General features: G+C 40.0%; 26 protein-coding genes. 9 read left to right on the top strand and 17 right to left on the bottom strand.

The annotated features are described in order from the left end of the window. Window positions 1-2: 2 nt before the first annotated feature. The gene (locus N0B29_RS01240; RefSeq protein WP_263831889.1) at window positions 3-497 is read right to left on the bottom strand and encodes a Spy/CpxP family protein refolding chaperone; all 495 of its coding nucleotides are present in this window, start codon (window positions 495-497) and stop codon (window positions 3-5) included. A gap of 151 nt (window positions 498-648) precedes the next feature. On the opposite strand from N0B29_RS01240, the gene dnaJ reads away from it, so the two are divergent. Both dnaJ and N0B29_RS01250 read left to right on the top strand, forming a co-directional pair. Further along, window positions 649-1,782, top strand: a complete 1,134-nt coding sequence (dnaJ, locus tag N0B29_RS01245) for a molecular chaperone DnaJ (RefSeq protein ID WP_263831890.1) — start codon at window positions 649-651, stop codon at window positions 1,780-1,782. 3 nt (window positions 1,783-1,785) lie between these two features. After that, window positions 1,786-2,400, top strand: a complete 615-nt coding sequence (locus N0B29_RS01250) for a M48 family metallopeptidase (RefSeq protein WP_263831891.1) — start codon at window positions 1,786-1,788, stop codon at window positions 2,398-2,400. On the opposite strand, the gene N0B29_RS01255 is transcribed toward N0B29_RS01250, so the two are convergent. Beyond that, window positions 2,379-2,645, bottom strand: coding sequence for a helix-turn-helix domain-containing protein (locus tag N0B29_RS01255; RefSeq protein ID WP_263831892.1), 267 nt, complete (start codon window positions 2,643-2,645; stop codon window positions 2,379-2,381). The genes N0B29_RS01250 and N0B29_RS01255 overlap by 22 nt on opposite strands. Window positions 2,646-2,903: 258 nt before the next feature. On the opposite strand from N0B29_RS01255, the gene N0B29_RS01260 reads away from it, so the two are divergent. Next, complete coding sequence (locus tag N0B29_RS01260) at window positions 2,904-3,497, top strand: outer membrane protein (protein WP_263831893.1); 594 nt, start codon at window positions 2,904-2,906, stop codon at window positions 3,495-3,497. 51 nt (window positions 3,498-3,548) lie between these two features. On the opposite strand, the gene N0B29_RS01265 is transcribed toward N0B29_RS01260, so the two are convergent. From N0B29_RS01265 to N0B29_RS01300, 8 genes are all read right to left on the bottom strand, one after another. Then, the gene (locus N0B29_RS01265) at window positions 3,549-4,088 is read right to left on the bottom strand and encodes a manganese efflux pump MntP (protein WP_263831894.1); all 540 of its coding nucleotides are present in this window, start codon (window positions 4,086-4,088) and stop codon (window positions 3,549-3,551) included. Next, on the bottom strand, window positions 4,085-6,742 hold the full coding sequence (gene polA / locus N0B29_RS01270) for a DNA polymerase I (RefSeq protein ID WP_263831895.1): 2,658 nt from the start codon (window positions 6,740-6,742) through the stop codon (window positions 4,085-4,087). The genes N0B29_RS01265 and polA overlap by 4 nt, the downstream gene beginning before the upstream one ends. 23 nt (window positions 6,743-6,765) lie before the next feature. Next, on the bottom strand, window positions 6,766-7,575 hold the full coding sequence (locus N0B29_RS01275; RefSeq protein ID WP_263831896.1) for an HDOD domain-containing protein: 810 nt from the start codon (window positions 7,573-7,575) through the stop codon (window positions 6,766-6,768). Between the two features lie 88 nt (window positions 7,576-7,663). After that, on the bottom strand, window positions 7,664-8,992 hold the full coding sequence (locus N0B29_RS01280; RefSeq protein ID WP_263831897.1) for a cation:dicarboxylate symporter family transporter: 1,329 nt from the start codon (window positions 8,990-8,992) through the stop codon (window positions 7,664-7,666). A 226-nt stretch (window positions 8,993-9,218) separates the two neighbouring features. Continuing rightward, complete coding sequence (locus tag N0B29_RS01285) at window positions 9,219-10,505, bottom strand: cation:dicarboxylate symporter family transporter (RefSeq protein ID WP_263832481.1); 1,287 nt, start codon at window positions 10,503-10,505, stop codon at window positions 9,219-9,221. A gap of 167 nt (window positions 10,506-10,672) precedes the next feature. Beyond that, window positions 10,673-13,492, bottom strand: a complete 2,820-nt coding sequence (gene uvrA / locus N0B29_RS01290; protein ID WP_263831898.1) for an excinuclease ABC subunit UvrA — start codon at window positions 13,490-13,492, stop codon at window positions 10,673-10,675. Beyond that, on the bottom strand, window positions 13,489-14,238 hold the full coding sequence (locus N0B29_RS01295; RefSeq protein ID WP_263831899.1) for a sulfite exporter TauE/SafE family protein: 750 nt from the start codon (window positions 14,236-14,238) through the stop codon (window positions 13,489-13,491). The genes uvrA and N0B29_RS01295 overlap by 4 nt, the downstream gene beginning before the upstream one ends. 128 nt (window positions 14,239-14,366) lie before the next feature. Continuing rightward, window positions 14,367-15,704 (bottom strand): amino acid permease, encoded by a 1,338-nt coding sequence (locus N0B29_RS01300; RefSeq protein WP_263831900.1) that lies wholly within the window; start codon window positions 15,702-15,704, stop codon window positions 14,367-14,369. A 205-nt stretch (window positions 15,705-15,909) separates the two neighbouring features. On the opposite strand from N0B29_RS01300, the gene N0B29_RS01305 reads away from it, so the two are divergent. The 3 genes from N0B29_RS01305 (at window position 15,910) to N0B29_RS01315 (ending at window position 18,952) form a co-directional block, all read left to right on the top strand. Next, window positions 15,910-16,326, top strand: a complete 417-nt coding sequence (locus N0B29_RS01305; RefSeq protein ID WP_263831901.1) for a chemotaxis protein CheX — start codon at window positions 15,910-15,912, stop codon at window positions 16,324-16,326. A gap of 210 nt (window positions 16,327-16,536) precedes the next feature. Further along, entirely contained in the window at window positions 16,537-18,405 is a 1,869-nt protein-coding gene (gene thiC / locus N0B29_RS01310) for a phosphomethylpyrimidine synthase ThiC (RefSeq protein WP_263831902.1), read from the top strand. Between the two features lie 142 nt (window positions 18,406-18,547). Continuing rightward, on the top strand, window positions 18,548-18,952 hold the full coding sequence (locus tag N0B29_RS01315; protein WP_263831903.1) for an outer membrane protein assembly factor BamE: 405 nt from the start codon (window positions 18,548-18,550) through the stop codon (window positions 18,950-18,952). A gap of 63 nt (window positions 18,953-19,015) precedes the next feature. Here the strand turns inward: N0B29_RS01315 and N0B29_RS01320 are convergent, their stop codons facing one another. The 3 genes from N0B29_RS01320 to N0B29_RS01330 all read right to left on the bottom strand — a co-directional run bounded on the left by N0B29_RS01320 (window position 19,016) and on the right by N0B29_RS01330 (window position 20,559). Further along, window positions 19,016-19,498, bottom strand: a complete 483-nt coding sequence (locus N0B29_RS01320; RefSeq protein ID WP_263831904.1) for a HugZ family pyridoxamine 5'-phosphate oxidase — start codon at window positions 19,496-19,498, stop codon at window positions 19,016-19,018. A gap of 104 nt (window positions 19,499-19,602) precedes the next feature. Then, entirely contained in the window at window positions 19,603-19,998 is a 396-nt protein-coding gene (locus N0B29_RS01325; protein ID WP_263831905.1) for a cupin domain-containing protein, read from the bottom strand. Between the two features lie 126 nt (window positions 19,999-20,124). Then, a complete protein-coding gene (locus tag N0B29_RS01330; RefSeq protein WP_263831906.1) occupies window positions 20,125-20,559 on the bottom strand; it encodes a MarR family winged helix-turn-helix transcriptional regulator in 435 nt (144 codons plus the stop codon). A gap of 121 nt (window positions 20,560-20,680) precedes the next feature. On the opposite strand from N0B29_RS01330, the gene N0B29_RS01335 reads away from it, so the two are divergent. Then, entirely contained in the window at window positions 20,681-21,607 is a 927-nt protein-coding gene (locus N0B29_RS01335; protein WP_263831907.1) for an AEC family transporter, read from the top strand. Here the strand turns inward: N0B29_RS01335 and N0B29_RS01340 are convergent. From N0B29_RS01340 to N0B29_RS01355, 4 genes are all read right to left on the bottom strand, one after another. Continuing rightward, window positions 21,604-21,903 (bottom strand): hypothetical protein, encoded by a 300-nt coding sequence (locus N0B29_RS01340; protein WP_263831908.1) that lies wholly within the window; start codon window positions 21,901-21,903, stop codon window positions 21,604-21,606. The two genes, N0B29_RS01335 and N0B29_RS01340, sit on opposite strands and share 4 nt — an antisense overlap. Next, window positions 21,888-22,310, bottom strand: a complete 423-nt coding sequence (locus tag N0B29_RS01345) for an ArsC/Spx/MgsR family protein (RefSeq protein ID WP_263831909.1) — start codon at window positions 22,308-22,310, stop codon at window positions 21,888-21,890. Before N0B29_RS01345 ends, N0B29_RS01340 begins: the two co-directional genes overlap by 16 nt. An 81-nt stretch (window positions 22,311-22,391) precedes the next feature. Next, window positions 22,392-22,805 carry a hypothetical protein gene (locus N0B29_RS01350; RefSeq protein ID WP_263831910.1) on the bottom strand — a complete coding sequence of 138 codons (414 nt, stop codon included), beginning with the start codon at window positions 22,803-22,805 and terminating at the stop codon, window positions 22,392-22,394. A 12-nt stretch (window positions 22,806-22,817) separates the two neighbouring features. Then, window positions 22,818-24,092: a sulfite oxidase gene (locus tag N0B29_RS01355; RefSeq protein WP_263831911.1), complete on the bottom strand. Its 1,275-nt coding sequence runs from the start codon at window positions 24,090-24,092 to the stop codon at window positions 22,818-22,820. A gap of 246 nt (window positions 24,093-24,338) precedes the next feature. Between N0B29_RS01355 and fliN the strand changes: the two genes are divergently transcribed. After that, window positions 24,339-24,656 (top strand): flagellar motor switch protein FliN, encoded by a 318-nt coding sequence (fliN, locus tag N0B29_RS01360; RefSeq protein ID WP_438874153.1) that lies wholly within the window; start codon window positions 24,339-24,341, stop codon window positions 24,654-24,656. Then, window positions 24,653-25,522, top strand: a complete 870-nt coding sequence (locus N0B29_RS01365; RefSeq protein ID WP_263831913.1) for a hypothetical protein — start codon at window positions 24,653-24,655, stop codon at window positions 25,520-25,522. Before fliN ends, N0B29_RS01365 begins: the two co-directional genes overlap by 4 nt. Window positions 25,523-25,528: the final 6 nt, after the last annotated feature.

The following is a 25,528-nucleotide window of genomic DNA, read 5'->3' on the forward strand; positions in this document are numbered from 1 at the left end:
TTTTATTTACTTGCAGGGGTAGTAGCAGGTGTTACAGGAGCTGGTTTTTGTGGTTTTTGAGCCATCAGTGTTTTAAGTTCAGCACGTTGCTCTTTCGTTAAAAGGTTGAACACTTTTTCCATGTGATCCGCTTGAAGCGTTACCATTTTTTCATGCATTTCATTGTGCATTTTAATAAATGCTTTTTTATCAAAGCTTTCACCGCTCATCAAATCTTGCATTTTTGTCATCATCTTTGGATCACGAAGCTTGGTCATTTCTAACTTCATTTCACTTTGCAAAACAGCTAATTTATGGCGTTGATCATCAGTAAGATTGAGTTGCTGAAGCATACCCATACCACCTTTACCGCCATGCATCATCATACTACCTTGTCCCATACCTTGCATCATTCCCATATCAGATTGCATGCCTTGACAGTTACCACCACCATAAGCGAAAGCTCCTGTCGTTCCTAGGGCAACTAGAGTTGCTAGCGTTAAGATTGTCTTTTTCATTGTGTACTCCTTAAAAGTTTTATGATGAAATCTTACAAGAGCGCTATTAACAAGCTTTTAACGGTTTGTTAACAGACCTTAACAACCAAAATTTAAACTACTTTTTGATAAAATCTTGATCTTCAAAATCTTACATGTAAAGAGAACAATAGTGGATCTAGAATATTATGAAGTATTAGAAATTACCAGAAATGCAGACGCTACAGAGATTAAAAAAGCGTATCGAAAATTGGCACTTCAGTACCATCCCGATCGCAATCAAGGCGACAAAGAAGCTGAAGAAAAATTCAAAGCCATCAATGAAGCTTATCAAGTTTTAAGTGATGAACAAAAACGCTCTACTTACGATCGTTATGGTAAATCTGGACTTGACTCTCAGGGCTTTAGCCACTTCTCCGATATGCGCTACGAAGACATCATGGGTGATCTTGGCTCCATTTTTGAGTCAGTTTTTGGTGGAGGATTTAGCAGTGGTGGTTTTGGCGGAGGCGGATCAAAACAAAATCGCAAATACAACTTGGATCTTGAAGCTGAAGTCACTTTAGCATTTAATGAAGCTATTTTTGGAACCAAAAAAGAGGTGAGCTTTTCCTACAAAAAACCTTGTGACACTTGCGATGGCACTGGAAGCAAGGACAAATCAAAAGCGACATGTAAAGAGTGTAAAGGCAAAGGTCAAGTCTTTTACCGACAAGGCTTTATGACCTTTTCGCAAACGTGTCCTGAGTGTAATGGCAAAGGCAGTGTCGTAACGAACCCTTGCCCAAGTTGTAATGCCAAAGGCTTTTCACAAGTGGACGATAAAGTCACTATCGACATTCCAGAAGGCATCGACAACAACAATCGCATCCGTGTTGCAGGTCGTGGTAACATCGATGAACGAGGTACTAGAGGTGATCTTTACATCTTGGTACATGTCAAAGAAGATGAGCATTTTGTACGCCATAACGATGATATTTACATTGAAGTACCTGTATTTTTTACGCAAGTAGCACTCGGTGAAACCATCAAAATCCCAACGATTCGTGGTGAAACAGAGCTTGAGCTACCTTTAGGGGCAAAAGACAAACAACAGTTTATCTTCAAAAAAGAGGGTGTTAAGAACGTTCATACTCATCAATTGGGTGGTATGATCGCTCAGATTTCAATCCGCTACCCTAAAAAACTCACCAAAGAGCAAAAAGAATTGCTTACAAAACTGCAAGAAGAATTTGGTGTTGAAACCAAACACAAAGACGAGAAATACGAAGGCGTCTTTGATAAAATCAAAAGCTGGTTTAACTAAACCATGTCATCTTTCATAGAGTATCAAGGCGAAACGCTTTGCTACTCTATCATTACCAATCGCCGTCTTAAAAATATCTACATTCAAATTCACCCAACAAAAGGTGTCATCGTCAAAGCACCCTCCTCTTCTAAGGAGTACATTCACGCTTTGGTTGAGCAAAAAGCAGCTTGGATTTTTACGAAAGTAAAAGCTGCAAAAGAGCGCACAACGCTGCCTTCGCTCTTTGAAGACGAGGGGAAAGTACTCTATTTGGGTGAGCCAATACTTTTACATGTAAACCAAACACCTGAAGAATTTTATAGAGCAAAGACAATCCCTTTAGTAACACGATTGGTTGAAGAGTGGAGTTTTTTGATGGGTGTTAAACCCACGAAAATTAGCTTTCGTAAAGCCAAAAAGCGTTGGGGAAGTTGTAGCCATACCAATGAACTCAGTTTCAACCTCAGCCTTGCACAACTGCCTTTAGAGTGTATCATCTACATCGTTATCCATGAGCTTTCGCACATTGAGCATAAACATCATCAAAAAGCATTTTGGCATTGTGTCAATGAATTTATGCCTGAGTATAAAACATGTGAGAAAATTCTTAAAAACTATTCGCCAACACTTTCTTGAAAAAAATCTGCTATATCACACTCTAAAATATAGGCTATCTTGAAAAGATGCTCAAGGTTAAAGTGTTGCCTTTTGTGATAAATTTCAGCTTGGGAGATAAGACCAACCGATTTATACCCTAAAGCTTGAGAAAGAGCTAACTGTGAATAACCTTTGCGTTCACGTAGTTTTTTAACATTTTTTCCAACTGTGTAATGAAATTTTTCTATAAAAGAATGATCTATCGTAGTCTCTACTGTTTTCAAAGCTATCCTTCATCATACGAATTTACTTTAACCAATCCAAGCTAGCACTTTGCCTACTTTACCGTTTAGATTAAATTCTAATGTAAATTTTATCGTGTTCGTGTCACAGAACGCGTCACAGAATTCATTTTTTTTCATAATTTTCATGATTTTTGCATATATTTTTTAATTTACATCATCCCATAGTAATAACTATTTGAATTAAATTCACCAATCTGCTTTAATTGCATGTTTATATATTTAAAAGGAGTTTTTCTTATGAAAAAAAGTTTGATCGTAGCATCATTGCTGTGTGTAAGTTTAACGAGTGCCATTGCTGCAGAAGCTAACAATAGCTGGTTTGTAGGTGGTGAGTTTGGTGGAATGAATATGAAATACAAAACAGCTGGCAGCTACAATGGTGATGCGTGGGATTATTCTGATAGCATTAATTCAACCTATGAAGCAATTAAAATAGGTAAGTATTTTGATTATGGAAGAATTTATGGTGCCGTAATGCGTCAAAATCAAAAAGACTATTTTTCTTCATGGAGCCTTGGACTTGGTTATGACTACCTCTTTAAGAACAGCTCTTCATTCAGCCCTTTTATTGGTGTTAATGCCCTCTATACTAAAGGTAAAGATCATTACAGTAGTGCAATTGATAACGATTTGGATAGCCCAAAAGGATTTAGTTATGGTGCCGAAGCGGGTGTGATTTATGCGGTTACAAGCCATGTTGATCTTGAAATTGGAGCACGCTATATGGATAGTAGCAATGTTGACGACTCAGCAGTCAATGGAGCTAATCATGGTACATTTGATGGTAAAACAACACTTCAATATTATTTTGGTGTAAACTATAAATTCTAAAAATTATTCAATCTTGTCTTTAACAACCACTGTTAAAGACAAGACTCTCTCCTAAAAAAACAAAATTCTAAATCCTATTGCTACTAAAACAACGCCACCAAAAATTTCTGCTTTGCTCTCTAACCATGTTCCAGTCAATTTTCCAACATAAACACCGATAAAACTGATGATAAATGTTGTCAAGCCGATGATACCACAGGCGAGCAAAGGATTAAGCGGTAAAAGCATCAAACTAAAGCCTGCCGCCATGGCATCAATGCTTGTAGCAATAGCAAGGGTAAGCATGATCTTATTGGTAATCTTCGCTATTTCCTCTTCAACGCCCTCATTGACCCCTTCATAAATCATCTTCGCCCCAATAAGAAGCAGAAGTCCAAAAGCAATATACGATGCATAACTGCTCACAAATCCAAGCACGCCTTTTCCACCCAAATAACCAATAAGTGGCATTATGGCTTGAAACACGCCAAAGAAAAGCCCTGCTTTAAGCGCAAGCGATCTATACTCACTGTTCTGCTTAGCGCCAAGACCAATGGAAACCGCAAAAGCATCCATGCTCAACGCAAATGCCAATAGCAATACTTCTATCATTTTAATTCGCCCCAATTATTGCCTATGGCAATGGAAACTTTTAAAGGTACTTTGAGTGTGTATATCTCTTCCATCACTTTTTGTGCCTGTATCGCAAAGCTTTCTGCCCTCTCCTCTTTCACTTCAAAAATAAGCTCATCGTGAATTTGAAGCAACAATTTTGCTTCATCATCCACAAGCGTCGTCATAATTTTATTCATCGCAAGTTTGATAAGATCGGCGGCACTGCCTTGAAAAACGGTATTGACCGCTTCACGAAGGTAGCCAGCGTATTGCATAGCATTGGCATGTTCAAAGTCAAAAAAGCGCTTTCGCCCCAGCAACGTCTGAACATAACCCTCTTTTTTAGCACTCTCCGCTACTGATGTGAGGTAGTTTTTAATGGTAGGAAACGTCGCAAAATAGCTCTCAATATAACTCTTTGCCTCTTTGGTTGTGATCCCAATTGTTTCTGACAAACGTTTGGGTCCCATACCATAAAGAAGACCAAAGTTAATGCTTTTAGCCACACCGCGTTTGGCTGCCGCTTCCTCTTCACCAAAAAGCTTCAGCGCTGTTTCTTTATGGATATCTTTGCCAGCTTGAAATGCATGCACCATTGCTTCATCACCACTAAAATGCGCCAAAAGCCTGAGCTCGATTTGTGAGTAGTCGATGCCGATGAGTTTATAGCCCTCTTTTGCCACAAAACCACCGCGTACTTCGCGTCCCAACTCTGTTTTTACAGGGATATTTTGAAGATTTGGGTCTTTGGAACTGAGCCTTCCTGTGGAAGTTCCCGTTTGCATAAACGACGTATGAACGCGTCCCAATGGAGACTCTTTTGAGAGTTTAAGCAATGGCTCAATGTAGGTTGAACGAAGCTTATACAGCTCTCTGTACTCCAAAATTTTGGCGATGCTTGGGTGCTTATCTAAAAGCTCATTGAGGACATTTTCATCCGTGCTGTACCCTGTTTTCGTTTTTTTAACCGTAGGAAGACCTAATTGTTCAAAAAGCACATTGCCTAGTTGTTGCGTTGAGTTTAGATTAAAGGTTGCATCACACAGCGTAAATATCTCTGCTTTCAGCGCTTCAATAGCTAGATCGGTGCGTTTTAAAAGCTTTTCAAAATAAGCACCATCAATTTGTATGCCCTCTTTTTCCATCTTCATGAGTGTCTTAATGAAAGGAAACTCCACCTCTTTGGCAAGATCGAGCAAGTGAGGGTCTAACATCTCATGCAGTTTATGGTAGAGTCTGAGCGTCATCCATGCATCTTCGCTCGCATATTCACACGCTTTTTCCAATGGCACATTACTAAAGTTTTCGCCTTTTTGCACCACGTCTTTAAACTTGACCATTGCGTGATTAAAAAAGCGTAAAGCAAGGGTATCAAGCCCCACGCTCGTTTCAGGATTGAGAAGCCATGCAAGAAGCATTGTATCGGCATAAATGTTGACATCTTTTAGACCAAAATTGTTTTCAATCACAGCAAGGTCAAATTTGAGGTTTTGCCCCACAATTTTATGTTTAAAAAGCTCTTCCAACGCGTGCTTTGCATCCGTAAGACTGATCTGATCACCAACGCCCAAATAGTGATGCGCTATAGGTACATAGTACGCTTCCTCTGCGTTTATGGCAAAGGAGAAACCTACGATCTTGGCATTATACGCATCCAAAGCGTTAGTTTCGGTATCAAACGCAACAATGGCGTCCTCTTCAATGCCTTCAATGATGTTAAAAAGCATCTTGGTATCATCGAGCAATATCGCTTTAAACCTATTGCTTGGCGTCTCTTTTGGCTTTACATGTAAAGACTCATTTTTCACACGAGAGAGTATATGGCGTAGCTCGTACTTCTCCAATTCATCGACGATGTTGATAAGAGGATTGTTGCAAGGAAAATGAAATGACTCAAATTTATCGGCGATGATCAGTGAATCGTCCAAACGCACCAACTGCTTGCTCAAAAAAGCTTTTTCTCTGCCTTCTTCTAGCATGCTTTGCACACGTGGGTTTGAGACACGCTCTAAGTTTGCATAGACATTTTCAACACTGCCAAAATCATCCAAAAGCTTTTTAGCACCCTTTGGACCAATGCCTTTAACACCTGGGATATTATCGGCAACATCTCCAACCAAGGAAAGATACTCATTAATTTTATTGGGATATACGCCAAATTTTTCAAAACACTTTTCGGTATCTATCTCTATTTTTTTCATCGGATCATAAATGACCACTCTACCATCATCAATGAGCTGGTAAAGATCTTTATCGTGCGTCACAATGCGTACTTTTATATCATGGCTTTTAGCAAAAGCAACCGCAGATGCGATGACATCATCCGCTTCAAACCCCTCTTCGCTGTAAAATTTAAAGCCCATTTTCTCAATCCATGAAACGGCCACAGGTAATTGGCGTTTAAGATCTTCGGGAGCTTCAGGACGGTTGGCTTTATAATTTGGATCAATCGTATGGCGAAAGTTTTTACCTTTACTATCCAGTGCAAACATCAAATAGTCTGTGTCATGTTCATTTTTAATCGCATAGATAAAATTGGCAAATCCTGTCAAAAGCCCTGTGGGAAACCCTTGGGAATTGCGAAGTTGCGGAAGTGCATAGTAATTTCTAAAAAAAAAGCCAAAAGTATCAATGATAGTAAGTGTTTTCACAAAAGCGCCTTTACATGTAAGGGTTAGTAGTATTCTTTGAGTTTGTTAATAACTTCGATAAAAGAGCTCTTATCCAGTTTTTCTTTCTCTATAAGATTGAGAGCAAGATTGACGCTACGCTCACTTAATGGAGCATTGAGAGGAATGGCTGTTTTGACTATTTTAAGCGCTAATGCGTAAGGACGAATTATTTCTGGAATAGTACCAACAGCATCTGAATATTCAATCGCTTGTACCATTTTATCTTCAAATTTCCAATGTTTAAAAATAAGTGCTGTCACTTCACTGCTACTCATACGTACAAACATTCGTTCAACGTCAGCAATGTTACTACTATTGGCGATCTCAGAAGAAAATTGATAGGTTTCGTTATTTTTCACGACCTCATCGGCAATCAAGATTTTACCGGTCTCTTGTAAAAGTGCGGCTAAGAAAAGCATGTCAACTTTGCTAGCATCAACTTTACTGTACCATTGCAACATAAGCGCACTTTGAAGGCTTGATATTGCGGCAAACTCTTCAGGGCTCACCCCATAAGGCGCCATATCAACTTGCAGTAATTTTTTAATCGACATATCGGTTACCAAAGAACGCGTTGTTGACATACCAAAAAGACCTACAGCTTGTGCGACACTTTTTATCTCGCGTCTAAATCCATACAATGGAGAATTGGCAACTTTTAAAAGGTTAGCAACCATCATAGGGTCTTCTTCAATCACACGAGCAAGGTCATTGACACTTGCATTGGGGTCTTGACAAAGTTGCGTCATTTGATGAAAACTTTTAGGAAGGGGAGGAAGTGCTTTGATGCGCTCAGCTATTTCTTCTAGCATGTCATCTCTCTTTATAAATTTGTTAAGATTATAGCGCGGTTTAGTTAAAAAGCTAATGAGGACTAGCCTCATTAGCTAAAAGAAACGATTAACCAGGTATTGCATCTTCAACACTCTCTGGATAATTTAACGCGTGTTTGAATTTTTTCATATCAATCTGTTTGTCCCAAACGCCGACAAAAACAGTAGCCACCGCATTTCCGCAAAGGTTACCAACGGCTCTCATCTCACTCATAAACTTATCAACACCTAAAAGAACTGCCACTGTTGCAACAGGAATGGCTCCACCCATAGCGGACAATGTTCCCGCAAGAATGATAATTCCAGAACCCGTAACACCCACAGCACCTTTTGATGTCACCATCAAAATAAGAATAATGCTCATCTGCTCACTAAGGCTTAATGGAACATTGAACGCTTGAGAAAGGAAGATGATGGAAAGTGCCAAATAGATATTGGTACAACCCAGATTAAAAGAGTAACCTGTTGGAATAACCAAACCTGTTGTTCCTCTGCTCACACCAGCAGACTCAAGACGACGCATAAGTGGCGCCAGCGCTGCTTCACTTGAAGAGGTTGCGAACACAATCAACACCTCTTTAGAAATAAAACGCATGAACTTGAAAACGTTGATTTTGTAGAACCATAAAATAATACCGAGTACACCAAATGTGAAAACAAGAACAGAAACAAGCATCACACCTAGTAAATTCGCCATACCGATGAGGGAAGAGACACCAAACTTACCAATTAAAAATGCCATAGCACTAAAGCTCGCAATAGGACTCAACCACATAATCAAGGTTAAAATTTTAAAGAAAAAGTTTTGAGCTTTCTCCAATGGCTTTAAGATCGTTGGTTTATATTTTCCACCAAATGCAGAAATTAAAATCGCCAGTACAAGAGCCATTGTTAAAACTTGAAGCGTATTCCCTTGAATAAACGGTGAAATTGGATCGTGTGGAATAGCGCCTTTAAGAATATTCCATGCTGAACCTACCTCTTGAGGTGTTTGCGTAAAGCTCTCTATACTAGAAGCATCCAAGGATTCAATGGAGAGATTCATTCCATGACCTGGGTTTAAAATATTGCCAAACAAAACACCAATAGCAAGGGCAAAGGTACTTACAACTTCAAAGTAGATAAATGCCTTTATACCAATAGAACCAACCTCTTTGAGGCTTTCAAGTCCAACGATACCCGAAATAATCGTTAAGAAGATAATCGGTCCAACAAGCCATTTCAATGCTTGAATAAACCAATCAATACCTGGTTTTGATTTGATGGCATTGGTTGGATCAACCATACCAAATGCTACACCTGCAATAATTGCACAAATAACCCAAAATGCTAAACTTTTGACAGTGTAATGCTTCCAATCTTTTTTGACTGTCTTTTTCTTGTGCCCACTTTTCAACGAAGCCCCTTTAATACTTTAAAACCATTTCAAGCCCTAATAAATGCCTATTTTTATGAAAAACTTAAGATGTGTTTGCAAAGTGTGTTTTATGATATATGTATTTATTATGACATACGCAAGGGGATTTTAATGAGATTTTTTAAATAAAAAAGGGATAGAAGTGTTAGAAAAAAAGAAGCCAATGAGGTAATTGTAACACCTCATTGGCTGATATAAGATTTGATTAACCTGGAATTGCATCCGCAACAGTTTCTGGATGATCAAGTGCGTATTTGAATTTTTCCATATCGATTTGCTTGTCCCATGCACCAACAACAACAGCTGCAACCGCGTTACCACAAAGGTTACCAACTGCTCTCATCTCGCTCATAAATTTATCGACACCAAGAAGGACAGAAACAGTAGCAACAGGGATTGCGCCACCCATTGCAGACAATGTTCCTGCAAGAACGATAAAGCCTGAACCTGTAACACCAACCGCACCTTTTGACGTAATCATCAAAATAAGAATGATGCTTAACTCTTCGCCAAGTGTCAATGGAATATTGAACGCTTGAGAAAGGAAGATGATGGAAAGTGAAAGATAGATGTTCGTACAATCAAGGTTAAATGAATACCCCGTTGGAATAACAAGACCTGTTGTACCTCTGCTGACACCTGCTGCTTCTAGACGACGCATCAATGGAGCCAATGCTGATTCGCTTGAAGAAGTTGCAAATACAATTAAAACCTCTTTGTAGATAAAACGCATAAATTTGAAGATATTGATCTTAAAGAGTGCCATGATGATACCAAGGACACCAAAGACAAATGCAAGAACAGAGATAAGCATAACGCCAAGTAAGCTTGCCATGTTGATCAATGAAGCAACACCAAATTTTCCAATCAAAAACGCCATAGCACTAAAGGATGCAATTGGGCTTAACCACATTAAGATCGTTAAGATTTTAAAGAAAAAGTTTTGTGCAATTTCAAGTGGTTTAAGAATAGCCGCTTTATGTTTTCCACCAAATGCAGAAATTAAAATCGCTAAAACCAATGCCATTGTTAATACTTGAAGTGTTTGACCATTGATAAATGGTGAAATTGGATCACTAGGAATGGCACCTTTTAAAATAGACCAGATAGAGCCAACATCACCTGTATTGGTTGTAAATTTAGCAACACTTTTAGCATCCAATGACTCAACAGAGAGGTTCATACCCTTTCCAGCACCCAAAAGATTACCAAAAAGTACACCAATTGCCAAAGCAAATGTACTGACAATCTCAAAGTAGATAAATGCTTTAAGTCCGATAGAGCCAACTTCTTTCAAGCTCTCAAGTCCAACGATACCTGAGATAATCGTTAAGAAGATAATCGGTCCTACAAGCCATTTCAATATTTGAATAAACCAATCAATGCCTGGTTTTGCTTGTATTGCTAACTTGGGATCAACCATACCCAATGCAATACCTGCAATAATGCCTACAATAACCCAAAAAGCTAAACTTTTAATCGTATAGCTCATCCAGTTTTTTTTCTTGACAACATTCGCTGTTTGTTCCACGAAACATCCTTTTCGTTTTTTAGATGAATCGATTATAGTTAAAAATTATGTCTATATTATGTAGGTTTACATGTAAAAGGTATTGCACCATTTATTCATGTAAAAAGCGTTACAAAATGAAACAAAAGCTACTTCTTCTTTTCTGACTCTAACTCTAAGGCTAAAAATTTACCTGTGTAACTTCCATTTTTCTCTGCTTTTTCTGCAACCTCTAAAGGCGTTCCAACTGCGATAATACGCCCTCCGTAGCTACCACCATCGGGTCCCATGTCGATCATATAGTCTGCATTTTTGATGACATCCATGTTATGTTCAATGACCAAAACACTGTTACCCATATCTGTGAGATGGTGTAACACTTTTACCAGTCTGTCCACATCGGCGAAATGTAACCCTGTCGTTGGTTCATCCAAAACATAGAGGGTATTGCCTGTATCTTTTTTGCTCAGTTCTTTTGCAAGCTTAATACGCTGTGCCTCGCCGCCACTTAACGTCACCGCATTTTGACCTAGCGTTATATACCCCAAACCAACATCAACAAGCGTTTGTACTTTTTGATGAATTTTAGGAATAGCTTTGAAAAATTCAAAAGCCTCATCAACACTCATATTTAAAACATCAGAGATGGACTTTCCTTTGTATTTGATCTCTAAAGTTTGCGCGTTATAGCGATGCCCTTTACAACTGTCGCATTTGACCATGATGTCAGGCAAAAAGTGCATTTCTATCTTAATCTCACCATCGCCCTGACACTTCTCACAACGACCACCTTTGACGTTAAAGGAGAAACGACCAACGCTGTAACCCCTTATTTGCGCCTCTTTGGTTTTAGCAAATAAAGCTCTTATCTCATCCATTACACCTGTGTATGTCGCAGGATTTGAACGGGGTGTTCTTCCTATCGGGCTTTGATCAAGGTAAATTACTTTATCAAGCTGGTCAAGTCCTATGCACTCTACACCTGCTACTTTGTTGACCTTTTTCGCACGGTTAAGGTACTCTTTTGCCACAGGAAGAAGGGTTTGAAGAATGAGTGAACTCTTACCACTGCCACTCACACCCGTAATCGCGACAAGATTTCCCAGAGGGATTTTCACATCAAGGTTTTGAATATTGTTAATCGAAACATTGTTTAGTTCTATCCATCGGTCTTGTTTTCTATTTTCACGATAATCAATCACTTTACTACCATTAAGGTACTGAGCCGTCAACGTATTGCTTTTTAAAAGCTCTTCATTCGTACCTTTAAAAACAATCTCTCCACCGAACTTTCCAGCACCTGGTCCTATGTCGACAATAAAATCTGCTGTTTTGATGGTCTCTTTGTCGTGTTCAACAACAATAACCGAATTGCCTTTTTTCTGTAAGTTGCGCAACGTTCGGATGAGTTTGAGGGTATCCCTCTCATGCAAACCGATGCTTGGCTCATCTAAAACATACATAACCCCCGTGAGCCCACTGCCAATTTGCGAAGCAATACGAATACGTTGTGCCTCGCCACCACTAATGGTTCTCGCATCGCGTCCTAAACTAATATAGCCAAGTCCCACATCAAAAAGGAAGAAAAGACGTTCTTTGATCTCTTTTAAAATAGGCTCCGAGATCATTTTGTGTTGTGATTTCATCGAAGCAAAATTCTTTTCATCTTGGAAAAAGGCAAGACACTGATCGATGGGAAGTTCTAAAATATCGGCGATATTTTTCTTCGCCAAACGAACCGCCAAACTCTCTTTTTTCAGACGATACCCACCACACGTGTCGCACGTCTTTTCGCTCATATAATCACCCAGCTCTTTTTCATCTTTGAGCATATCATAGGCAATTTTAATGACACCATCCCATTTGCGGGTGAGTTTATGTTTTTTCCAAAAGAAAGTCGCCTCTTCAACGCCACCATGCAAAATGGATTTTTGTTGATACTCTTCAAGTTCCTCATACGGAATGCGTGTATTAATACCCGCGGCTTCGCAGTAGGCTGTTAAAAACTTCGCATAAAAGCTTTTGTTAAAGCCATAAAAGATTTTAATAGCGCCCTCATCAATACTTACATGCTCATTGATGATTTTTTTAAGATCAAGTGTATAGCGAATGCCCAAACCATCACACGTTGGACATGCACCTTTGGGTGAGTTAAATGAAAAGGAGAGCGGCTCTAACGGCTCAAAGCTGATCTTACAGTCAAAGCAGGCTAAATGCTCGCTGTAATGAATGTGAGAAGTAGGAAGCCCTACTTCTTCGGCATTGGAGATGTCAAGCTCCACTTCGCCATAGCTCTCTAAAAGTGCTTTTTCGATGTCGGTTGCTATACGCTCTTTATTCTCTTCACGAACCACCACACGGTCAATAATAACTTTAATGGTATGTTTTTTGGTTTTTGAAAGCTCTATTTCCTCATCTAAACGTACCATAACACCATCGACTAAAGCACGGACATAGCCTTTATGTCGCAATGATTCGATCATGTCGGCAAAACTACCTTTTTTCTCACGTACCAGAGGGGCGAGGATGGAAAGTTTGGTTTCAGGAGGCAGTTTTAAAACCTGCTCAATAATGTCAGCCACCGACATCTGTGAAATCTCTTTACCGCACAGATGACAATGCTGTTTTCCTACACGTGCGTAAAGCAGACGCAAATAGTCATAAATCTCAGTAATCGTTCCCACCGTAGAGCGTGGGTTTTTACTCGTTGTTTTTTGATCAATCGCAATGGCAGGTGTTAGCCCTTCGATTTTTTCAACATCGGGCTTACCGACACGATCCAAAAACTGTCTTGCATACGAAGAGAGAGACTCGATGTAACGGCGTTGTCCTTCAGCATACAATGTATCAAACGCTAGTGTACTTTTACCACTTCCACTAAGGCCTGTAAAGACAACAAGCTTGTTTTTTGGAATTTCTAAATTAATATTTTTAAGATTATTCTCTTTAGCACCGTAAATTTTGATCATAGGATATTTAACTCACTTAAAATTTTATTGACTGTTAATACAAACATAACGACATACAAGATCAAAAGGGCTCGTTTTTGCACCTTTTTCTCAACACGATGGGCTAACTTAACCCCAAAATAGACACCAATTAAAGAGCCTATACCCACAGCCACACCTGCATTGTAATCAACTAAACCATTGGCAGAAAGGCTGATAAAACCAGAAATTGAGCCAAAAATGATAAAAAAGAGCGTGGTTCCAACCGCTTTTTTAATATCCCAGTTCATAAAACCAACCAGTACAGGTGTCAAAAAGATAGCGCCACCGGTTCCTGTACTAATCGCAATCGCACCGATGACCACACCCACAACAAAAAGTAAAAGTTTTGACTCATTGGGTGTACTTTTAGGCTCTATAGGCGCTGTAAAAAATTTATAAATAGACATCGAAAGAATAGCGGCAAAAAGAATTAAAAGTGCCATTTGAGGTAATGCTTTGACGATAAACCCACTAAGTGCCGCGCCAAAAAGTGCGCCAAACCCTAGGAAAATTCCACTGTTTAGTTGAAGAACGCCGGCCTTATAGTTCACATACGAGCCAAACATCGAGCTAAAAATCATCTGCATCACAGAAATTCCGATTGCCATTTTAATGTCATAACCAAAATAGATCAAAGCAGGTACAAGAATCGTTCCTCCACCGATGCCAAAGAAACCAGAAGAAAATCCTACTAAGATACCGAAAAATGCAAGACCCACTAACATATATGCCAACTTTAATTATTAAGATGATTGATTGTACTCGAAGCCCTCTTAATAAACCATTTAAAGAGTGAGTTAGCAAGGGAAGTCGTCTTTACATGTAAAAGGTTTTACATGTAAAGACGGGGGTATTATTTACGAGAGAGTTTGTACCCAATGGCAAGGAGCACGAGCCATGCTGGAATGAGATAAACAGAGATGTTAATGCCATCAATAAAAAGCATAACGATCAAAATCATTGCAAAGAATAGAATACAGATAATGTTACCCACAGGAAACCAAAACGCTTTAAATTTAGGCTCTATCCCCTCTTTGATTTTGGCATAGCGAAATTTGAGGTGTGCAAACGTAATCATAAACCAGTTAACCATCAGTGCTGAAACAACCAATGCCATCAAAAATTGAAACGCACCTTCTGGCATAAAATAATTGAGCGCAACACATGTACCCGTGATAAGTGCTGAGAAAAGCACCGCATTGACAGGAACACCTTTGCTGTTTAGGCTCATCATTATTTTAGGTGCATTGCCTTGTACTGCCAAACCAAACAACATACGTGAATTGGAGTAAACACCACTGTTATAAACCGAAAGTGCCGCTGTTAAAACGATGGCATTAAGCACATGCGCAATAAAGTTTTGATTTAAACTACTAAAAACCATAACAAATGGCGTTACCTCTTTGGTCATCTGCATCCACGGCATTAAGGAAAGAAGAACTGCCAATGCGCCGATGTAAAAAATGAGGATTCGGTAGATGACTTGATTGGTCGCACGTGGAATCGTATGACTTGGATCATCCGTCTCAGCCGCCGCAATACCAATAAGCTCAAGTCCACCAAAAGAGAACATGATGAACACCATCGCCATCAAAAAGCCTTTGATACCATGTGGAAAAAATCCACCCTCTAACGCCCAAAGGTTGCTAAAATGGGCATTTTCACCGCCATTTCCGCTGATGAGCAAATAACTACCAAACGTAATCATCGCAATGATCGCCGCTACTTTGATGATGGAGAACCAAAACTCAAACTCACCATAAATGCGAACATTGACTAAATTGACAAGATTGACCAAGACAAAGAAAAATGCCGCTGATGCCCATGTTGGGATATTTGGAAGCCAAAAATGCACAAATGTGCCAATGGCGGTGAGTTCTGCCATACCCACTAAAACATAGAGTATCCAGTAGTTCCAGCCTGATGCAAAACCCGCAAATGGATGCCAGTATTTGTTTGCAAAATGGCTAAATGAACCAGCAACTGGTTCTTCTACGACCATTTCTCCTAGTTGACGCATAATCATAAATGCAATAAATCCACCAAGCGCATACCCTAAAAGTACCGCTGGACCTGTCATTTGAACAGTTGTAGAAACGCCTAAAAAAAGACCTGTTCCAATAGCCCCGCCCAATGCTATAAGCTGGACGTGTCTATTTTTCAAGCCTCGTGAAAGCCCTTTTGTGTGCATAAAATTCCTTTTACTCTAAAAAATGAACGCGTTATTGTACTCTTTTTAAAAATAATTATCATAAAGATTTGTATGAAAAAAGTTTACATGTAAAGAATTTTCCCTTTTCAAAACGAGCTTATCTACTGAGGTTTTTCTTTAATACGCAATTTAATTATTTTAATCTATAATGTTCTTAAATCGCATATCTAATAAGAGGAATAGCATGAAAAACGCTGTTATTGAGGCAACTGAAAATTTCTGCTCAACGATTTTATGTGAACTTCCACAACTTGTTGAAAATTTTGGCAAAGAATTTTACGGCTCGGCGATTTCACTGATTGAAAATGAGTGTGAACACACATGGTATCTGCTTTTTGAAAAAAGTGCCCTTAATGAAATTGCTAAAAATCTCCTCTTTGAAGACAACCTTTGTGAAGACGATTTGGATGATCTTTTAAAAGAAATTTCCAATCAAATCATCGGTTCTGCCAAAGTGATCTTAGAAGCGAAAAATCCTCACATCGACTACCACCTCAACGTCCCTGAATTCATGGGCAATGTATCGGCTCCTTTTCCTATTTCATTTCAAGAAACCTTCCCTTACCAAGTCAAAAACAGTACCTTTATCATCGGCAGATAATCTTTACATGTGAACAAAGCTACTTTTTTACTACACTCTTTTTTCTTTAAGTCTCTTTTTGGATTGGCTTTGTATAATCTCTTTTCATCATTTACCATTGTCTGTGGGGGTGCCGAACGTATGGCTGAGATAATACCCCAAGAAGTCATTAATGTGGCTTCACGAACCTGATCTGGGTAATGCCAGCGTAGGAAATAAGGAGATAAACGCATGAGTAAAGTACTCGACAATCTTGAAAAAATAGATTCATCTTACATTCAAAACTTCCCAAGCTCTAAGAAAATTTACATACAAGGATCACGCTCTGACATTCAAGTCCCGATGCGTGAAATTACACTCAGCCCAACCTCTTTGAGAGATGGCACTTTTGAGGAAAATCCACCGCTTCATGTGTACGACACTTCGGGCGTTTACACCGACCCTACTGTCAAGATCGACCTCCACAAAGGCTTAGAGCCACTACGCGCAAAATGGATCGAAGAGCGCAATGATACCGAGCAATTAGAAGATTTTAGCTCTATCTATTTTCACAAACGCCACGACGACCAAGAGTTAAACGCCCTTCGCTTCCCAAACCTTAAAAAACCACGCCGTGCTATGAGTGGCAAAAACATCACGCAAATGCACTATGCCAAAAAAGGCATCATCACCCCTGAGATGGAGTATGTTGCCATTCGTGAAAACTGTAACCTTGAAGAGGCGCGTAAAAACAAACTTTTAGGCGCACAACACAAAGGCGAGCATTTTGGTGCCAACTTACCAGAGGTTTACACCCCTGAATTTGTCCGCCAAGAGATCGCCGCAGGTCGCGCGGTACTACCTCTCAATGTCAACCATCCTGAAGCCGAGCCGATGATAATAGGTCGTAATTTCATGGTCAAGATCAACGCCAACATCGGTAACTCTGCTACCACTTCATCCATTGAAGAAGAGGTAGAGAAAATGCTTTGGTCAACACGATGGGGTGGTGATACAGTCATGGACTTGTCCACAGGCAAAAACATTCATGAAACCAGAGAGTGGATACTCCGCAACTCTGCTGTGCCTATCGGTACCGTGCCGATTTACCAAGCCCTAGAAAAGGTCAATGGCATCGCTGAGGACCTTACGTGGGAAGTATTTCGTGACACACTCATCGAGCAAGCGGAACAAGGCGTGGACTACTTTACCATTCACGCAGGTGTACGCCTTGCTTACGTGCCGATGACCGCAAAACGGCTGACTGGCATCGTCTCTCGTGGTGGAAGCATCATGGCAAAATGGTGTCTGCACCATCACAAAGAGAACTTCCTCTACACCCATTTTGAAGAGATCTGCGACATCATGAAAGCTTACGATGTTGCCTTTTCACTCGGAGACGGCTTGCGCCCTGGTTCACTCTACGATGCCAATGACGAAGCGCAATTTGCCGAACTTGAAACCTTAGGAGAACTTACTAAAATCGCATGGAAACACGACGTCCAAGTGATGATCGAAGGACCAGGTCACGTGCCGATGCAAAAGATCAAAGAGAACATGACCAAAGAGCTTGAGGACTGTTTTGAAGCGCCCTTCTACACCCTTGGACCGCTCGTTACCGACGTTGCTCCGGGGTACGATCACATCACCTCAGCTATCGGCGCGGCACAAATCGGTTGGTACGGCACAGCAATGCTCTGCTACGTCACCCCAAAAGAGCACTTAGGACTACCAAACCGTGAAGACGTCAAAGAAGGCATCATCGCCTACAAAATCGCCGCCCATGCCGCAGACCTAGCAAAGGGCTTTCCGGGTGCGCAAATCCGTGACAACGCCATGAGCAAAGCCCGTTTTGAATTTAGATGGTATGACCAGTTCAACATAGGCTTTGACCCTGACCGCGCCCGTGAATACCACGACAAAACCTTGCCAGTAGAGAGTGCCAAAGTCGCCCATTTTTGTTCCATGTGTGGACCAAAATTTTGCTCTATGAAAATCTCGCAAGATGTAAGAGATTATGCTGCTAAAATCGGTGCTGAAGATGTAAGTGTGGCATTAGAAAAAGGCATGGAAGAACAAGCAGAACACTTTAAAGAGAGTGGCGGACAGATTTATCAATAAAACTTTTTAGCCCTCTAAATAGAGGGCTAACTTCTTACATGTAAGTTTAAAAGTTTAGTCCTCCCCCCTAATTTCTGCTAAAATTATTTTGATGCAATTTATAATTTACTAATATTCTTTGACGAAGACAAAGGAATTATCTGTGATAAAAAACATTCTACTGACTCTTAAAAAAGTACTAATTACCTTTTTAGCAATCACAGGATTTTTAGCTATCTTAGGTGGAATATTCGTGTGGTGGATGACAATTGGAGTCTTTTCACATCAATCTTTTGATACCAAAAAATGGAATATTCCACTTACCCAAGAACTAGATTCCACCTGTTATCGAGGTGGTATGGCAAAAGATATTAGAGATAACCTTTTAAAACAAGGTGAAAGTAAACAATTTGTAGAAAATCTACTAGGGAAACCTGATCATATTCGAGAAAATGAATACAGCTACGTTCTTGGAATGTGCAGCGGTTTTGGATTTGACTATGATAACTTGCATATTTATTTTAACAAACAAGATAAAATTATTTATTCAAAAATTCGGCAACATTAAGACTTGTCAAAAGGAAAAATGACAACTAAACTTTTAACTTTCCCCTTTTACATGTAAAGCTTTTCACTTCACCCCATGATGCGGATTATCGCCTGTTCGCTCTACCAATTCGTCCATATTTTCCCCACCGATAAAATACGCTTTGCCAAACCCAAATGTCGCTTCGCCGTAATTCACTTTGAACTCGTAGAGATTAAAGTCCGTCATTTTTTTAAGGGTTGCAACCATCTTAACATCAAACTTTTTGGCAAAGAGTTCTAAGACCGTTTCAAAACGCTCGCATCCTCGTTCAATTTTTTGGCTATTGCATTGCAAACTGACGCGTTTTCGTGCAAAAAGATTGTCTGTTTTACTCTCATCTTCAACAAAAAAGAGTGAAGCTCTAGGATCTTTTTGAATGTTTTTAGCGTGTGTTGCAATGTCTGAGATATAAACGTAAAAACGGTTTGCATCGTAAATGTAAGGCGCGTAAGAACTAAAAGGATGGCTGTTTTTATCGAGTGTGCCGATGATGGCGGTTTGAATGGTTGCTATAAAATCTTTCATGGAGTCTCTTTTTTGTTTTAGTCTACCATGAAGGCATTAAAAATCTACTCCAAAATCGTAATTAACGCTTCAAACTAAGCTTGCCTCTTTCGAGGCAAACCTTGTTATAACCAAGAGGGTTTTGACGCAGCAGGCAGTCCATCGGTTTCTGTAAAACCTTCAAGTGTGTTGGCTTTGGCTTGAACACAGATAAAACGAAGAGAGCTTGTATCGCCCGCTTTAATACAGCGCTCCCCTTTGGGGTCTATGCGAAAGGCATCGCCCTCTTTGATTTCAAACTCATCGCCATCAATAAATAAAAAGCCTTTTCCACTGAGCACCACATAAATCTCTTCATTGTTTTTATGCGCATGTACAAAAGGAACACTCACACCTGCTGGAAGTTCATTGACCGAAACTTCTGCACCTGTGAGCGCTAATGTATCGTGCAGTACAACACGACCAAGAGATTGAATATTTCCACATGAGATAACTTTATAATTTTGTCCTAACTTTTCCATACTTTATTCCTTTTTTGAATTGTTTATTTTTATGTAACGGTCATTTCAAACGATAGTAATACTGTTGCAAACCTCCTCAATGCAGTGAATATAATTAATTAGATATCTAACTATATACACAAATGTTTATTCTTTCTTTTCAAAATTAACAATGGCTTTTTCAAGCAATATTTCTAACAGTAATGCCTCTTCGTCTCGAAGCCCTGCATAAGCCAAAGCGTTTAGGTCTTGGGAAATAGCTTCAAACATAGGCTGAAGTTCAAACCCTTTTTTAGTAAGTGAAACTTTTGTAAACCTCGCATCAACGTCTGATTTGATGCGTTGCACATAGCCACTCTTTTCAAGTTTTTCAACCAGAACAGTCACCGTTGGCTTTGTTCTATGAATTTTCTTTGCGATTTCACCCATCTCATAGGCGTTACCATCAAATAACAAACTCAAGATATCTCCATGACTAGGTGCGATATCAGAAAGTTCATATTTTTTAAGTTCAGCAATGATAAATTTATTGGCTTTCTCAGCAAGTCTGCTTGAAAGCGATATGAGTCTTTGATTTTTCATAAGTAGCATTATAATTAGATATCTAACTAATGTCAAGTGTCGATTTCGGTAAATTGCTACAAAGATATGCTTATTTTGCGTTACAATACCTTTTCAAAATCTTTACATGTAAAGCTACAACATGAACATAGCTCTTTCCATCCTTGCCATTTATGTTTTCATTTTACTTGGCTACATCGCCAAAAAAATCTTCAAAGACGAGTTAGGTGAGCGTGGTATGGTCATTCTCTCCGTCTATTTTCTGCACCCCATCTTCTCGTTTTGGGGACTCTCCACAAAACCAATGAGTTTAGAGCTGTTGCAAGTGCCGCTTTACTATGTGCTTTTTTCACTTCTGACCATCGCGGTCAGTTTTGTTTTTGCACGAGTATTTTTTGAAGATGTCAAAGAGCGTTCCATTATGACGATCGCAGCGGCGATTAACAACACGGGAAATTTAGGCATACCGCTTGGCATTGCCATCTTTGGAGAAGCGTCCATCATCTACACCAGCATGATGAGTGTCGCCAATACGCTCATGACCTACACGCTAGGCGTTTTCTTCTACTCTGCAGGCACCTCGAGCATGAAGCAGGCGTTTTTGAACATTTTCAAACTGCCCGTTATATGGGCGGCAATGTTTGCACTTGGGCTTAATTTTGCAGGCATTGTGATTCATCCTACGTTATTTAAGTCATTGGAAATGGGTGCATACTGCACCGTTGTGCTTCAACTCATGATCTTTGGCATGTACCTTTACAACATGAAACTAGGCGAGCTTAACTACAAACTGCTTTTACATGTAAACCTCATCAAGTTTGTCATTATGCCCATCATTACGGCATGGCTGCTCTTTTTTGTGCTTCCGCTAGAGCCGTTTGTTGCCTCAGTCATTTTCTTAGAGCTTATTGTTCCACTCGCCGTTACCAACGTGAACATTGCCGCACTTTATGACTGCAAGCCCATAGATGTCGCCAGTCTTATTCTCTTTACCTCGCTTCTTTTTATACCTTTTTTGCTGATCGTAAGTTACGCCTTGAACTATTTTGGCATCGCACATTTTGGCTAAATTTTTTGGTAGAGATGGGTGATTTTCACAAAGTCGTAAAAATCGCTAAGAAGTAAATAACGCATACCGATGTCAGAAAAACGTTTCAGAACTACCGTATCACCTGCATTGTAAAGGTTTGCAACGTCTAAAAACTCGTGTGGATAGCGCTTTTTTTCAAACGGATACTCTAAAAAGCAGTGCATGAAATTTTCAAAAAGATTGTTGATGATGAGCTCTTTGGCAGGACTTGGATGGTGCAGATAGTCTTTGACTTTTTCAAACTCCCGACAGATGTACTCTAGGCATTGTTGCATGTATCACTACTTAAACAGGCGTTAATGTGTTCGGGCGTTGGCATCTTTACATGTAAGAGTTCATTGAGTTTGGCGATGTCGAAACCACAGAGCTTCACTTCACCGATTTGCAAGAGTGGGCGACGAATTAAAATGGGCGTTTCTAACATTTTTTCGATCAGTGCGTCTTTCGTATACGCTTCTACAACAAAGCCCTCTTTTAGTTGTGGGGCAAACGAGTTGAGCATCTCTTTAGGCGTTAACCCTTCAAAAAAAGCTTCTAATGTGGCTTTCGTCCATTTGGTATCCAAAAGACTTCTGACATCAAGGCAAATGCCATGTTCACGCAAAAGTGCTTTTTGGCGGGCATTTCCACTGCAACCCGTTTTTTCGTAGAAAATGACCTCTTTTTTGGGTTGAAAAACCATCGCTTCTCTCCTTGCTTTTGAATGCTCTATGCAAAAGATATGCCAAACATCATAGCAGATTAAGAAGCGATTGGTTTCACATCAATCTTTCCACTGCACTTTCAAAGGTGCTCGACGAAACACAGGACTCTGCCCATAATGCGTCGCAAGGTAACTTAGGATGATAGGCTCATCTGCGCCCAAGTCCCAAAGGCCTTGATTTTTCTGCATATAACGAATCGCATCTTTCCAGTACTTTTCATTGCCTTTGTTTTGCGTTACCAAAGTTGCACTGTGGCAAGCTATGGTACAGTTTGCTTTGACAGATTCAAACCCATTGGCGATGACTAAGCCAGTCTCTTTGTCGGTGGCGAGTGCTTTTGCTGTCTTTTTCTCACTCTTGTTCTCTTTAGGCGTCTCAACTTTTGCAGGAACAACAGTAGCTTCCTCTTTGGGAGCGCACCCTAACACAAAAAGTCCAACCGCTAAAAGCAAACTCGTTGTTAATTTTCCCATACGAGTACTCCTTTAGACGATCTTAACAGCGATGCGGTGCGTTGCATTGTTGAGATAGCCCTTAGGATTCCAACCAGGGATGACCATTGGCTGGGAAACACCTTTTTTATCGACTGCGCGTGTCCACAGTTCATAGTAACCTTTGGAAGGAAATTTGAGATTGGCACTAAAGCGTTGCCATGCAAATTTATTTTTAGGTTTTTTGAGGTTTGTTTTGATCCACGTTGCCCCAAAGTCAATGGAAACAAGAACCTCTTTGACATCTCCGATGCCACTCCACGCATTACCACGAATTTCGACTTTATCACCAAAATTAAACTTCGTGCCCGACGATGGATACGTAATCAACGACTTAATCGGCATCTCTTCAATGACACACATATTGCTCTCAGGTACGTCACTCGCAGGCTCCACTGGCGTGCAAGGCGTACGGTAGTCATCAACCATTTTCGCACCATCATGCACTTTGTTGCGTACCACGATGCGGTTAAGCCACTTGCCGCTGACCGATGCGGGGTAACCTGGAACGATCAAACGCAAAGGGTAGCCATTTTGAACGGGCAATGGCTCGCCGTTCATCTCCCAGACGATTAAAGCATCTTCTTCTAGCGCCTTTTTAATCGGAGCACCACGAGAAATGGAAACTTTTGACGTATCACCACTCAGATGTGGATCTGCCCCATAATAACCAATGTAAACAGCATCATTTTTAAGCCCTACATAGTTCAAAACATCTTTAAGGCGCACGCCCGTCCACGATGGACAGCCAACACCTCCAAGTGTCCATTGATTGCCTTTTGCAGGTGGATTAAACTCAGCCCTTCCATTACCACCGCATTCTATTACCAAGTTACTGGTGTAGTGTTTGAACTTGCTTTTAAGCTCTGCTATCGTAAAGGTAACCGTACGCTTCGTTGACTCGCTTTCCCTCGCAGGAGAAGTAGCCGTTGCTTCCGAGCCAATGGTAAGCGTCCATGTGGATGCATCAAGACTCGCTGGAACCAATCCATTGTTACGAATGAACATAAGATCATTCGGCGTTACTTCGCTATCCAAAAGGTGCGGTGGTGTTTCAGCCACAACAGGCTTGTCACCCAAAACGACCAACTCCAAACTTTTGCCAGGGATGCCCAGTTCCGCCATAGAAGGTGCAGCCATTGCTACGGGGATCAATCCTCTTGAAAGATTTTGTGCAAAAGGAATTTCACTTCCTACTGCGGTTACGAGTGCAAGAATGCCACTCTTCTTAAAAAAACCTCTTCGATCTAGGGATGCGTTTTGACTCATGTACGTTCTCCTTGTTGTCAGCATATTGGGGATACCTGAGCATTATAGTTATGTATAAACAAAATAAATAACTCTTTTTTAAGTCAACTCGATAATTTAAGATAATTTTTTGTTATCACAAAAAAGACACTCTTTGCACTAAAAATTACCTTAATAAACAATTTAAACAAAATAAACTATAATAAGGCGTATATACCAAGGTTTGGAAGAGTTTTTGCTTTCATGGATTAACTCATCTTTAAAGGAATGACATTGGACGCAGCCGATCAAGAGTATGTCGCACGAAAACTTCTCTCAGGATTTGAAAATCTTTTAGATATTAGCGTTGATTTTGTGGCAGAACTTGGAACGACCAATATTACGATACAAAAGCTCTTAAAGCTTGAAAAAGGCTCTGTTATCGACCTTGAAAAACCAGCGGGTGAGAGTGTTGAGCTTTACATCAATAATAAAATTTTTGGTAAAGGAGAAGTCATGGTCTATGAAAAAAACCTTGCTATCCGTATCAACGAAATCTTAGACTCTAAAACCGTTATCCAATACTTTAAGAAAGAGAATCTATGAGAATTTTCTTTGCGCTTTTAGCATTATGGTCATGGGCAAGTGCTTCCAATTTACTAACCTATAACGTTTATGAGCGAAGCGACCGTGTCGATGTGATGCTCTCGTTTGATGCTCCGCATGAAGGTGGTATTTCTCAAAAAAATGACGCCACATCTATCACCCTAACGATTAACGATCTTGGCTATGATAAGATGATTGAGAAGAGCATTAACTCAAACATTATTCAAGAACTTAGCATTGTTCCAGAAAAAAACAATACCCTTAAAGTCGTTCTTAAAAGCGATAAAAAAATAAGCGTCGTTGCTTCTAAAACCGTTGATGGCTTTGGACTTCGCATAAGAAGTAGCATCATGCAAGCTCCAACGCAAAGCTCCGAAGCAGCTACAGCGTCATCACTCCCAACAGCATCAACCTCATCGGCTGATTTCATCGATACACGTTATATTATTGTGATTGTCGTTTTATTGGCTCTTATTATTTTGATGTTCTGGATCAAAAAGCGATTAGGAATCCAAACACTTAGACCAGCATCCGCAAAAGGCGGAAATGGTAAGTCTTGGCTTTTTAACCCAAAAACAGGTTCTCAACAAGAGGTCAATGTCCTTCATAAAAAACAGATTGACAATCAAAATAGTGTTGTTCTTTTTGAATACGGCACCATCAAATACCTCGTTATGACAGGAAATTCTAACGTACTTCTTGAGAAGTTTCAAAATGGCGAAGTCAAAGATAATAACGATTTTGAAAAGGTCTTCGAAGAAAATCGCAGACGTCTGGATGATTACTTGAAACTCCAAGATACAAAGCTTAGTACCTATAAAAACAAAGCATCCGCTGACTACACTCCCTTTGATGAGACACGTTAAGACCTT

The organism is Sulfurospirillum oryzae, from assembly GCF_025770725.1.
GTDB classification, from domain to species: Bacteria; Campylobacterota; Campylobacteria; order Campylobacterales; family Sulfurospirillaceae; genus Sulfurospirillum; species Sulfurospirillum oryzae.